Below are 11,387 nucleotides of genomic sequence, written 5' to 3'. Positions count from 1 at the left end.
TGAAGTGTTTTGTCAACACGGCCTAGGCATTGTCAGTGGCAAGCAATCGGGCGGGACCAAGAACGCTGAAAAGGCACTGATAAAGGCCTTGGGCAAGGTTACCAAGTTGGGAGGCAATGGGCTTTTCATCATCACGCAAACGGATAGCTGGCTTGAAGGCACAAGCATTACAGGCGAGGCCTTGCTTTGCGCTTCTGAGTGATGCGCCCTGATAGCAACAGCGGAACAATAAATGGACCATTACGCGCGCACGCGCGCGGGAGTGTCGCAAAAATCGCGTTGACGCAGATACGTGCGGGCGCGCGCGATGTGTCCTGATAGTCCGTGACGCATTCCGCGCGCGCGTTACGGCATGACATAATCAGCGCCCGGGGTACGGTTTGGCGCTAGTCCGGCTCCGCCTCATCCTTTCCCCAAATCCCCGGTCGCTGCCCAAAATAGCCATTGGCAACCAAGTCAGCCATAATCACAGCCATCGATGCGCCAGACAGGCGGGCGGCTATGTGCTTGGCCATAGCCTCATGGGCGCGGTCGCTTTCCATCGCCAGCTTTGACCGCAACCCCGTCTTGGCAGTTGCGGGCGCTGCCTTGATGGCGTGGTATAGGATGGACTCCAGCTCGGCTTGGTCGATTCTACGCATGGTGTCAGAATGGCGCGCGGACCGGGTTGTAGGAAAGTGGAAAGGCTCGGTACAGCGCAAGACCATCGCCAGCCCTTCACTTAGTGCAATGGATCACACATCACCGCACGAGTGCATTGCATCAACGCGATGCACTCCAACGAGCTAGACCTGCATAATGCGACCCGATGCAGGTTTGGGCCAGGGGGCTCGGAACTTTTAGCGCTGGGCCCCTTGGTTAAATGGTGTCCATGGTAGCGCTCAGGCCTAGCCCTGCGTTGTCCCGACATCATACGCAGGTAGATTCCCCGAATTTTCCTTAGCCGAAAGCACGCGCGAGGATTGCGCAGGTTGTCCGCAGTCGGTTCGCCGCCATCGAGCTGGAATTTTTGGTATCCACCAACGCGCGCGCGTGTAGCTTATAGCGATGGTCACAACTGTATGCCGCACGATGCCGCGCACAGATTACTTGGGGGGGTTGCCATGCGTCCTATTTTGAGCTTTGCCTTGCTAATGACCCTTGGGTTGAACGGTTGCAGCGGAAGCAACGAGGCTGCCAACCAAAACGGGCAGAGCACGGCAATTGATTCCACGGCAATTGCCGAGGCCAGCCCAATTAGCCCGCCAGCCCCTACGCCGAATTTTGTCGAGGAAGAAGATGGGGTGTATTACTATGTCGGGGCTGTTTCGGAGGATGAACGAAAGCAGGGCAAGTCGACAGGCGATGTAATCGGCTTCCGTTATCTCGGATTAAATTCTGATGGGCATCACAGGATTGCAAACGTAGGATCCGATGGGGCTATGTTAGCATATTCCTCGTGCGCAGTCCCGTGTAAGATTATCAAATATGAGCACGGGGGAAGGACAGCCTTTAGCCCTAACTCTATCATTGGCGGTGCATATCAGGACGCTATGAATGGTCTGCTTAAACAAGAAAAAACAGACACCACCACTGCGTCGGGCGATTACCCTAAGACCGCAGCAACAGTCCCTAAGCCTTTCACCGGGGCGTGGGATGAATTGACCCAAGACGGTTGCCGCAACCGTGAGGCGCGTTTCTACCTCACCGACAAAGCGTTGTATAACTTCGAGGTAGCATGGGACGTTACCAAAGTGGTGCTGCTGTCTCGCGATGATATCGACATTCACACAACGGCACTCGGCGAAGACGGTAATCAGGTGTCAGAGATTTGGCAGTTTGCTTTAGCCGATGGCGGCAAGGCGTTAACGGGGAGAACCAAGGACAGCCCATTCTTTCGGCGCTGCCCCGGAACATAAGGTTTGGCTCTGGCCGAATCCGAACATGCCATTCTGCAGGACGCCACGCATAAGTGTGGTAAGAAACGTGGGATAGAAATGATATCCTTTGATTTTAATTCATAAAATCAGATTCTTGAGAGCGTAGTTAGACAGACACCCTCTCCGCCAGGTTCTCTTTCCGCAACAATCGTGAACGAATCCGCAGACTTATGGTGCTGTCACCTACCGGGTCCGGAAAAACCCGCCGCGCTGCGGGTCGATGCCGAATGCGATCACCACTGCCGCCGAAACGGCAGGGAATTCTCGCCCGGTCGGACTACCATTCGATGCCGATCTTGCCGAAGTGCGATCCAGACAGCTGGTACCGGAACGCATCGGCCAAGTCGGCAAGCGCGAAGCGGCGATCGATCACCGGGCGGATGCCGGTGGCCTCGATCGCGGTCACGAATTCGCGCTGTTGCTGGCACGACCCGACGACCAGACCGCCCAGCCGTGCCTGCTTCATCATTAGGGCCGCAGTCGGGACATCGCCTGCCAGCCCCGCGACCGTCCCGATCAGTGCGATATGCCCACCCAGGCGGACCGCCGCGATCGAATGGGCGAGCGTGCCCGCTCCGCCCAGTTCGAGCACCTGATCGACGCCGCGCCCGCCGGTCCAATCGGCCACCGCCCGGCCCCAATCGGGGGTTTCGCGATAATTGATCCCATGGTCGGCGCCCATCGCACGCGCCCTTTCGAGCTTCTCGCCGGACGACGAGCTGATCACCACGGTCGCGCCCATCGCCTTGGCGATCTGCAACCCCCAGATCGAGACGCCGCCGGTGCCGAGCAGCAGGACGCAGTCGCCTGCCTTGAGCCCGCCATCACCGACCAAGGCGCGCCACGCCGTCAGCCCTGCGGTCGTGATGGTCGCCGCTTCCACCGCATCATAGCCCTTGGGCGCGCGGGTAAAGGCCGTGGCAGGCACGACCACCGCTTCGGTGGCATAGCCATCCATGCCATCGCCGGGCGTGCGGGCGAAGCTGCCCAGCGGCGGCGTTCCGTCCTGCCAGTCGGGGAAGAAGCAGGACACCACCTGGTCGCCCACGGCAAATTGCGTCACGCCGTCGCCGATCGCCTCGACCGTTCCGGCGCCATCGGCCATCGGGATCCGCCCCGCCGGCGCTCCCATGCGTCCGATCACCACGCCCAGATCGTGGAAGTTGAGCGAACTGCCGTGCAGCGCGACGCGGATTTCGCCCGGACCCGGCTGGCCGGGATCGGGCCGTTCGGCCTGCGACAGCGTGTCGAGCGACGCGGGCGACCCTACAATCATGGCCTTCATGCATTTGTCTCCGGATTGACTTCAATGATTGAAGTATTAAGCCTCGTTCATGGTAAAGGTAACATCCTTTGCGGGCATGCGATGCCCGATTGCCGGAGCGCTGGAGGCGATCGGCGACAAATGGGCGCTGCTGCTGATCCGCGACCTGCTGTTTGCACCGCGCCGCTATGACGAATTGCGCGAGGGGCTGGGCATCCCGCCCGCCACGCTGGCAGCCCGGCTGCGGCACCTGGAATCCGGCGGGATTCTGGAGCGGGTCCGCTACCAGGAGCGCCCGCCGCGCGACGAATATCGACTGACCGTCAAGGGCCGCGATCTGTGGAAGGTCAGCATGGCCCTGCGCGAATGGGGTGACCGCTGGGATGCGTCCGGAACAGGCACGTCGCCGGTCGAGGTGATCGATCGCGAGACCGGTCATCCGCTGGTGCTGGGCGTGATCGATGCCACGACGGGGGTGGCGGTTCCGCGCCAGCGCATGTTGCTGCGCCCTACGGCGAGCTTTGACGCGCATGTCATGCGGATGCTCAACCCATCGAGAGGCGGCCGATCATGATGCCACCGATCGATGCATATTCCAATTTTCGCAGCGTCTGCAGCCCCTTCGGCTGGGGGCAGGTGCGATTAACGGGATCCTTTCTGGCGGAAACCCGCCGCTGTCACGAGCCATGGTGCCTATCATGAATACACCCGACGAAACCGCGCCCGATGGGCTGACGCAGCTCCAGGCGCTGCTTGGCAGTGGCCTCAAGGCCCCGATCGGACACACCCTGGGTTTTGACCTTGTCGAAGTGGAACGCGGCCGCGTGGTGTTCGAGGGCAAGCCCGGTCGCAGCGTCTACAATCCCCTGGGCGCAGTGCATGGCGGATATGCTGCCACGCTGCTCGACAGCGCCTGCGGCATCGCTACCCATTCGATGCTCGGGGCAGGGCGCGGACACACCACGCTGGAACTGAAGGTCTCCTATCTGCGCGGGCTGACCGAGAACAGCGGCACCGTCCGGGCGACGGGGCGGACCGTGTCCGTCGGAAGCCGCGTCGCCTTTGCCGAGGCCGAACTGCACGATGGCGACGGGCGGCTGTGCGCCACCGCCACCTCCACGCTGCTGGTCTTCGATGTCGCGCCGAGCAAACGCGGAAGCCTTCAGGCGTGACGCCACCCCCTACACATCCGTGAGATGAAGGCTGAAGCGATGAACACCCACAGGCAAACGATGACGCTGCAGGAATTATCCGGGCCGGTCGCCTTTTCAGCCATGGCATGGGCGTGCGGCAGAATCGCGATCCGCGGCGTCCGCGCCCTGTCGGCGGCCTGACCGCGTGGCCACGCACGCAGCGCAAACCCGCGCGGAAAAGATGCGCAAGACTGCAGCGGCGGCCGAGACAAGGGCGCAGCTGCTGCGCCATGGGCCGATCCTGTCCACGCTGGTCCGGCTCAGCCTGCCCAACCTTGTTGCGCTGTGTTCGGCGGCGATCATATCGATCGCGGAAACAGCCTATGTCGGCTCGCTGGGCGTCGCTGCGCTCGGGGGCATAGCGCTTGCCTTCCCGATCTTCATGCTGATGCAGATGCTGTCGGCCGGTGCGATGGGCGGCACGGTATCGGGGGCGATCAGCCGCGCATTGGGAGCAGGCGATGTCGAACGCGCGCAGTCTCTGGCGCTGTGCGCGCTGGTCACAGGTCTGGTGCTGGGACTGATATGGACGATGATCGTCCTTGTTGCCGGCCCCGGCATCTATGCGGGTCTCGGCGGGTCGGGCGCGGTGCTGCAGCAGGCGGTGGCGTTCTCCAACGTCGCGGCGCTGGCGATCGTGTTCATCTGGACGACCAACATGCTGGCATCCATCGCGCGAGGCATGGGCAGCATGGCGATGCCGGCATGGGTGCTGCTACTCGCCGGCCTGGCGCAAGTCGCCGTCGGCGGAACGCTGGGGCTGGGGCTGGGGCCTGCACCGCGGCTGGGCATGGCGGGTGTGGCCCTGGGGCAGGTCGTGGCCTTTGGCGCAGCCGCGCTGGTGCTGCTCGCTTATCTGCGCTCCACGCAGACGCGGCTGCCGCTGCGGTTCGACCTGGCGTTGCTGAAGCCCGCACGATTTGCAGACCTTTTGCGCGTCGGCGCAGTGGCGATGCTCTCTCCGCTGCTGTCGGTGTCGACGGTGCTGGTGCTCACCAATCTGGTGGCGCGGTTCGGGCCAGAGGCGCTTGCAGGCTATGGCATCGGGGTCAGGTTCGAATTTCTGCTGATCCCGATCGCCTTTTCGATCGGCGTCGCCAGTGTGCCTCTGGTGGGAACGGCGATCGGTGCAGGCGACATCGTGCGGGCGCGGCGCATCGCCTGGACCAGCGGTTCGCTTGCGGCATCGGTGCTGGGCGCGCTCGGGCTTGTGGTCTTGCTCTTTCCCGGAATCTGGGCGGACCTGTTCACCGATGACCTGGCGGCCAAAAGCGCCGCGTACAGTTACCTGCGCATCGCAGGCTTCGGCTATGCCTTTTTCGGACTGGGCCTGTGTCTGTATTTCTCCTCGCAGGGCGCCGGGCGGGTCGGCGGCGCGATCGCGGCGCAGGCGATGCGGCTGGCGGTCGCTCTCGTGGGAGGCTGGGCGCTGACAGCGCAGGGCGCGCCGCTGTGGACGGTGTTCGCCCTGTCGGCGGCGGCGATGGTGCCGATGGGGCTGGGCACCGCGCTGTTTATCAAAATGGCACGCTGGTGACAGCTGCGGTCCTGATGCTAACTGGCACCTGCAGGGCGGCCGGCATTGCCCGCGGGAGACCATGATCATGCACAGGCCCTTGCCCAAGGCATTCGGATTCGACGTGTTCGGCACGGTGGTGGACTGGCGCGGCGGCGTGATCCGCGATGTCGAACGGTTTTTCGCCGAGATCGGCCAAGGCGGGATCGACCCTGCGGATTTCGCCGATGCCTGGCGGATGCGCTATCTCGCGGCGATGGCGGCTTATGCTGCGTCGGGCCGGGGGTTCGTGACGCTCGATATCCTGCACCGCGAGATGCTCGACGATACATTGCGCCACTTCGGACTGGAGCCCGCATCGCTCGACCCGGAGGCGATCGACGAACTCAACCGGGCGTGGCACAGGCTCGATCCATGGCCCGATGCGGTCGCCGGGATCAGGCGCCTGAAGACGCTCTGTCCGGTCGTCACGGTGACCAACGGCAATATCGAGATGATGCTCGCCATGGCGCGCCGATCCGGTCTGGCATGGGATGCGCTGCTGGGCGCGGAGGTGACGCGGTCCTACAAGCCGGACCGGGAGGCCTATCTGCGTACCGCCGAAATTCTGGGGCTGGCGCCGCAGGACCTGTGTCTGGTCGCATCGCACCATGCCGACCTCGCTGCTGCGCGCGCATGCGGCCTCGCGACCGCCTTTGTTGCCAGGCCGCTCGAATTCGGTGGCCGCCCCGCCCCGGATGCAGCAGCAGCGCAGGACTGGGACTGGTCTTGCAACAGCATAGAGGAACTGGCCGACATCATGGGCGTGCCTGTCACCCCCGATCGTGCAGTTTGACACGCAGGAGACGCAGCGAAATCTGATCCACGAACCGTTCGCCGGGGCAGCTTCGCTATTCCCGGAAAGCGGTATCGGTCACGCGCGTGATCGGGGTCAGGATGTAGCTGAGCACGGACCTCTTGTCTCCGAGCAGGTTGACGGTCGCCACCATCCCGGCCCCGATGGGCAGCGGCTTGCCGCGCTTGTCGACCAGCGCGGATGTGTCGGTCACCACCCGCACCACATAGAAGGACTCGCCGGTCCGTTCATCGATCACGGCATCCGGCGAGATGCCGACGACCGTACCGCTGAGCGAGCCGTAGACAGCCGGATCATAGGCCGTGATGTCGACATTGGCCCGCTGCTTGAGGTGCACCGAGCCGATATCCTGCGGGCGAATGCGCGCCTCGACCTGAAGCTGCTCGCGTGCCGGAACCAGTTCGATCAGCGGCTGCCCCGGTGACACGCTGCCGCCGACGGTGGTGACCAGCACGCGGTTGATGCGACCGGCCACCGGCGCGCGAACCGTGGTGCGATAGACCCTGTCCGCCAGTGCCGGGGTCGACTGGCGACGCGCGCCCAGTTCCGCCTGCACGCTGGCAAGCTCGGTTGCGGCGCGGGCACGCCACTCCTGGCGTGCGCGGTTGGCCTCGGCAGCCGCTTCGGCCTGCGCTGCGCGGGCACGCCCCAGGGATTCAGCTGCGCCCAGCGCTTCGCTGGCCGTTACGCGCGCGGCATTGTCCGCTTGCAGCAACGCCAGCCTCGGCTCGATGCCGCGCTCGACCAGGGGCCGGATCATGTCGCGCTCGGCCGCGGCGGCATCGCGCGCCGATTGCCGTGCGGCCTGGACGGAGAGCGCCTCCTGCACCGACCGGCTGGCCTGCGCGCTGCGCGCCTGTGCGCCGGCCAGCAGGCTTTCCAGCTCTGCCATGCGCGCATCGTGCAGCGCGCGTTCGATGCGGGTCTGCGGGCTTGCGGGGTCGGGATAGACCGGCGTACGCCCGTCGATTTCGGCCTCCAGCCGGGCGATCTTGGCGGCAAGCGCGCCGCTGGTGGCCTGATTGCTGCCAAACTCGGCATTGGTCTGAGTGGGATCAAGCTTGATCAGCACCTGTCCGGCCTTCACGTCCGCCCCGCTCCGCGCCAGGATCTGGGCGACGACGCCGCCTTCGAGGTTCGAAATCACCTGCAGCCGCGAACTGGGCACCACACGCCCTTCACCGCGCACCGTCCGGTCGATTTCGGTGAAGGCGGCCCACAGGACAAAGATCACCAGAAAGGCCAGGATCGCCCACAGCAACAGGTTGGACGCGCTGGCCGGGCGCAATCGCGACAGCCGTTGCTCGATGGTGGTTTCGGGATCGGCGTTGTCCATGGCGCTCATGCGACCTTGACCGCGGTCGTCGAGGCTGCGGATGCGGGACCCGCATTCATCTTGCCCAGCACGGTATCGCGCGGACCGTCGGCGACGATCCGGCCATCCTCCACCACGATCACGCGATCGACCAGCCGCAGCATCGGCGGGCGATGGGTGATCAGCAGCACGGTGCGATCGGCGAGCTCGACCGCCAGGCGCTTGATCAGCCGCGCCTCGGTCTGCGCATCCATGGCGCTGGTCGGTTCGTCGAACACCATCACCCGGGGTGAACCGATTAGAGCGCGCGCCAGCGCTATCGCCTGGCGCTGGCCGCCCGACAGGCTTTCTCCGCGATCGGTCAGCGTAAGGTCATAGCCGTTGGCCATGACGCCGATGAAGTCGTGCGCCCCGGTAATCTGCGCGACCCGCAGCATTTCGGCTTCATCGACCCCGGTGCGTCCCAGCAGGATGTTTTCCCGGATGGTGCCGCTCAGCAGCACGCTTTCCTGGAGCGCCACCCCGATCCGGGCGCGATAGGCCGCAGGATCAAGCTGGCTGAGGTCAGTCCCGTCGATCAGCACCAGCCCGTCCGCGGGCGGATACAGCCCCAGCACCAACCGCGCGATCGTCGATTTGCCCGATCCCATGCGCCCCAGGATAGCGACCTTCTCGCCCGGGCGGATGCGCAGCGACACATCGCTCAGGGCGGCTTCAGCCTGGCCGGGGTAGCGGAAGCTGACCTTGCGCAGCTCGATACTGCCGGCAAGCTCCGCAGGCACCAGGGCCTCGCCGACCGGCCCCTCGGCGGGATGTGCCAGCAGGCCATTGATCTGCCGATAGGCGGTGCGCGTCTGGGTCAGCCGGGTCATCAGCTGGGCGATCTGCCCCAAGGGTGCGACGGCGCGGCCCGCCAGGATCGAACACGCGATCAGGCCGCCCATCGTCAGATCCTGGCTGGCGATCATGCCGACACCGGCCACGACCACGCCGGCATAGGAAATGGTGTTGGCGATGACCGCGACATTGACCGCGATCGCCGACACCAGCCGCTGGCTGAGCGAGACCTGCGAGTGTCGCTCCATCGCGGCCTGCCAGCGCCCCGACAGGAGCGGCGCGGCGTTGTTTGCCTTGACGGTCTCCAACCCGCCGATCGCCTCGACCAGGACTGCCTGCTTGAGCTGTCCTTCGCGCAGGGCACGGCTGGAAAGGCGGTCGAGCGCAGGCTGCAGGACCGCCGCCACGATCACCACCAGCGGCACCATGAACAGCGGCACGAACACCAGTGGCCCGCCGATCATGGCGATCACCGCGAGCGTGATCACAATGAACGGCAGGTCGACGACCGCGGTCAGGGTTACCGAAGCGAAAAAATCCCGCAGCGTCTCGAGCTCGCGCATCATCGCTGCCAGCGAACCGGTCGATCCCGAGCGCACATCCATGCGGATCGCTAGCAGGCGCCGGAACACATTTTCGCCAATTTCCTCGTCGATCCGCGCCCCTGCAATGTCGGCAAAATAGGCGCGCAAGGTGCGCAGCAGAAAATCGAACATCACGACAATGCCCAGCCCGAAGGTGAGGGCGATCAACGACGAGGTCGCGTTGTTGGGCAGCACCCGGTCATACACCGTCATCGTGAACAGCGATGTGACGATTCCGAAGAGGTTGATCACCGCAGCTGCCAGGGCCACCTTGACGTAGATCGCGCGGTTGCGCTGCATCGGCTCGGTAAGCCAGCGGGCAAAGCGCGGGCTGCGCTCTTCGATAGTCATCGCACGGAATCCCATGTGCTAGGCGAAAGCCTGTCAAAACCCAGCGCGGGGAGCAGCTGCCCGGTGCGCGCCAGGAGCACATAGCGCGCGATGTCGAGATCGACGATAGCCTGTACATAGGCGGTGGCGGTGGCAAAATAGGCGTCTTCGGCGCTGAGCACATCGAACAGCGATCCGCGCGCCACCCGGAACCGTTCGACCAGCACATCACGCGAGATCTTGGCCGCGACATAGCTGTTGCGGAGCGCCGTGAGCTGCAGTTCGAGCGCCCGGACATCCGATGCCGCCACCCGGATATCGCGTAGCGCTTCCTGCCTGATGCGGTCGGCGCGTGCCCCGTCTGCCATCGCCCGCGCTGCGGCCTGGTCGGCGCGCGCGTCGCCCCCGCCAAACAGACGCAGCCGGACATTCAGCCGGGCGCGGACATCGTAATCGATGTCGGTCTCGAACACGCCATAGCGGCCCGCCTCGATGCTGGCCGATACGGTGGGGAAGAGATCGGCACGCACCGCTTCGGCATCACGGGCCGCCGCATCGGCATCGGCGCGGGCGGCGCGGACGATGGGAGCCGAATCGGCCGTCTGTTCTAGCTGGTCGCCCTGCAGATCGGCGAGCGCTATCGCCACCGGTGCACGCAACAGTGTGGGAGGCGGCGGCCCCAGCAGTTCGCCAAAGCGGGCTTCGGCACCGGCCTGTCCACGCCGGTATCCCGCCAGTCGCGCCTGCGATTGAGCGATCGCTCCATCGATCCGCACCCGGTCGGAGCGCGCGGCAACACCCTCTTCGATCCGCCGGTCGATCGCCTCGCCCAATGTCTGCTGGCTGGCATCGAGCGCTTCGCCCAACGCTACCAGCGTGCGCATGGCAAACAGCTCGTACCAGGCCGCGACGGCACGCAACCCGATGTCTTCTGCGGTGGCTGCAAACCGCGCCTCGCTGCCCGCGACGCGTTGCTGCGCAGCGGCGATCCGGTCTGCGCTGGCACCAAAGTCGAACAGGGGCTGGGCCAGGCTGATCGTGGCATCGGTGCGCTGGCGTGCGCGCGAACGCTCGATGATGTTCTGCGGGTCATTGGAAAACTCGCGAGACAGGGTGCGAAAGCTGGACACCGAAAGCTCGCCTGCGGGCAGTTGCCCGGAGCGGGCGACGTTGCGCCCGGCCACAGCCTCGAGATTGCGCGCCTCTGCCTCGCGGATCGACGGGTTGGCCTCCAGCGCCTGCGCGAGCAAGGCGCGAAATGCGGTCTTTTCTGCCACCTCGCGCTCGATCGCGAGAAGGGGGTCTGTGTCCAGGTCCATCGCCAGCGGATCGCTCACGGGCGCCGGGAGCGACACCGGTTGGGCGCGCGCGGAGGACATGCCAGCATGCACCAGCAGCACGAGCAATACTGTCGAAGCTGCGATAGCGCGCAAGGTCGATCCTCGGGTTCAACGCTGCCGGGCAATGCGAATCCGGCAGGCAAGCGGCTGCGTTGGCGCAGTTCCATGGCGATTTGATGACAACCGGGAACATTCCCAAATCGGGGCGGTCATCGGTTGCGGTGTTAATGAAT

11 protein-coding genes are annotated in these 11,387 nt (G+C 64.8%); 6 read left to right on the top strand and 5 right to left on the bottom strand.

The window, feature by feature from the left end; genetic code table 11:
* Positions 1 to 202: hypothetical protein (locus LI72_RS20525; RefSeq protein WP_033926648.1), on the top strand; the 202-nt coding region annotated here is incomplete at its 5' end.
* Between the two features lie 184 nt (positions 203 to 386).
* Here the strand turns inward: LI72_RS20525 and LI72_RS20335 are convergent.
* Entirely contained in the window at positions 387 to 641 is a 255-nt protein-coding gene (locus tag LI72_RS20335; protein WP_197051925.1) for a hypothetical protein, read from the bottom strand.
* A 492-nt stretch (positions 642 to 1,133) separates the two neighbouring features.
* Between LI72_RS20335 and LI72_RS20075 the strand changes: the two genes are divergently transcribed.
* Positions 1,134 to 1,898: a hypothetical protein gene (locus LI72_RS20075; RefSeq protein ID WP_197051924.1), complete on the top strand. Its 765-nt coding sequence runs from the start codon at positions 1,134 to 1,136 to the stop codon at positions 1,896 to 1,898.
* A gap of 298 nt (positions 1,899 to 2,196) precedes the next feature.
* On the opposite strand, the gene LI72_RS14625 is transcribed toward LI72_RS20075, so the two are convergent.
* A complete protein-coding gene (locus LI72_RS14625) occupies positions 2,197 to 3,204 on the bottom strand; it encodes a zinc-dependent alcohol dehydrogenase family protein (RefSeq protein WP_033926645.1) in 1,008 nt (335 codons plus the stop codon).
* Positions 3,205 to 3,253: 49 nt separating this feature from the next.
* On the opposite strand from LI72_RS14625, the gene LI72_RS14620 reads away from it, so the two are divergent.
* The 4 genes from LI72_RS14620 (at position 3,254) to LI72_RS14605 (ending at position 6,727) form a co-directional block, all read left to right on the top strand.
* The gene (locus LI72_RS14620) at positions 3,254 to 3,757 is read left to right on the top strand and encodes a winged helix-turn-helix transcriptional regulator (RefSeq protein ID WP_081985033.1); all 504 of its coding nucleotides are present in this window, start codon (positions 3,254 to 3,256) and stop codon (positions 3,755 to 3,757) included.
* A 124-nt stretch (positions 3,758 to 3,881) separates the two neighbouring features.
* Positions 3,882 to 4,355: a PaaI family thioesterase gene (locus LI72_RS14615; RefSeq protein WP_033926715.1), complete on the top strand. Its 474-nt coding sequence runs from the start codon at positions 3,882 to 3,884 to the stop codon at positions 4,353 to 4,355.
* A gap of 202 nt (positions 4,356 to 4,557) precedes the next feature.
* Positions 4,558 to 5,913: an MATE family efflux transporter gene (locus LI72_RS14610; RefSeq protein ID WP_033926714.1), complete on the top strand. Its 1,356-nt coding sequence runs from the start codon at positions 4,558 to 4,560 to the stop codon at positions 5,911 to 5,913.
* 67 nt (positions 5,914 to 5,980) lie between these two features.
* On the top strand, positions 5,981 to 6,727 hold the full coding sequence (locus LI72_RS14605) for a haloacid dehalogenase type II (protein ID WP_033926713.1): 747 nt from the start codon (positions 5,981 to 5,983) through the stop codon (positions 6,725 to 6,727).
* Between the two features lie 55 nt (positions 6,728 to 6,782).
* On the opposite strand, the gene LI72_RS14600 is transcribed toward LI72_RS14605, so the two are convergent.
* The 3 genes from LI72_RS14600 to LI72_RS14590 are packed head-to-tail and all read right to left on the bottom strand — an operon-like array spanning position 6,783 to position 11,247.
* Positions 6,783 to 8,093 (bottom strand): HlyD family type I secretion periplasmic adaptor subunit, encoded by a 1,311-nt coding sequence (locus tag LI72_RS14600; protein WP_231562486.1) that lies wholly within the window; start codon positions 8,091 to 8,093, stop codon positions 6,783 to 6,785.
* Positions 8,090 to 9,835, bottom strand: coding sequence for a type I secretion system permease/ATPase (locus LI72_RS14595; RefSeq protein WP_033926711.1), 1,746 nt, complete (start codon positions 9,833 to 9,835; stop codon positions 8,090 to 8,092). The genes LI72_RS14600 and LI72_RS14595 overlap by 4 nt, the downstream gene beginning before the upstream one ends.
* The gene (locus tag LI72_RS14590; RefSeq protein ID WP_156139628.1) at positions 9,832 to 11,247 is read right to left on the bottom strand and encodes a TolC family protein; all 1,416 of its coding nucleotides are present in this window, start codon (positions 11,245 to 11,247) and stop codon (positions 9,832 to 9,834) included. The genes LI72_RS14595 and LI72_RS14590 overlap by 4 nt, the downstream gene beginning before the upstream one ends.
* Between the last annotated feature and the right edge of the window lie 140 nt (positions 11,248 to 11,387).

The sequence above is a fragment of the Sphingomonas sp. 35-24ZXX genome (genome assembly GCF_000786215.1).
In the GTDB taxonomy this organism is placed as follows: Bacteria; Pseudomonadota; Alphaproteobacteria; order Sphingomonadales; family Sphingomonadaceae; genus Blastomonas.
The sequence above is the reverse complement of the archived record's forward strand: the minus strand, read 5'-3'. Positions and strand labels throughout refer to the sequence as shown.

Bases quoted from the DNA above. Each gene is read 5' to 3' on its own strand.
- LI72_RS14625 (WP_033926645.1), bottom strand. From the start codon at position 3,204: ATGAAGGCCATGATTGTAGGGTCGCCCGCGTCGCTCGACACGCTGTCG.
- LI72_RS14595 (WP_033926711.1), bottom strand. From the start codon at position 9,835: ATGACTATCGAAGAGCGCAGCCCGCGCTTTGCCCGCTGGCTTACCGAG.
- LI72_RS14600 (WP_231562486.1), bottom strand. From the start codon at position 8,093: ATGAGCGCCATGGACAACGCCGATCCCGAAACCACCATCGAGCAACGG.
- LI72_RS14615 (WP_033926715.1), top strand. From the start codon at position 3,882: ATGAATACACCCGACGAAACCGCGCCCGATGGGCTGACGCAGCTCCAG.
- LI72_RS20075 (WP_197051924.1), top strand. From the start codon at position 1,134: ATGACCCTTGGGTTGAACGGTTGCAGCGGAAGCAACGAGGCTGCCAAC.
- LI72_RS14620 (WP_081985033.1), top strand. From the start codon at position 3,254: ATGGTAAAGGTAACATCCTTTGCGGGCATGCGATGCCCGATTGCCGGA.
- LI72_RS14610 (WP_033926714.1), top strand. From the start codon at position 4,558: ATGCGCAAGACTGCAGCGGCGGCCGAGACAAGGGCGCAGCTGCTGCGC.
- LI72_RS20335 (WP_197051925.1), bottom strand. From the start codon at position 641: ATGCGTAGAATCGACCAAGCCGAGCTGGAGTCCATCCTATACCACGCC.
- LI72_RS14605 (WP_033926713.1), top strand. From the start codon at position 5,981: ATGCACAGGCCCTTGCCCAAGGCATTCGGATTCGACGTGTTCGGCACG.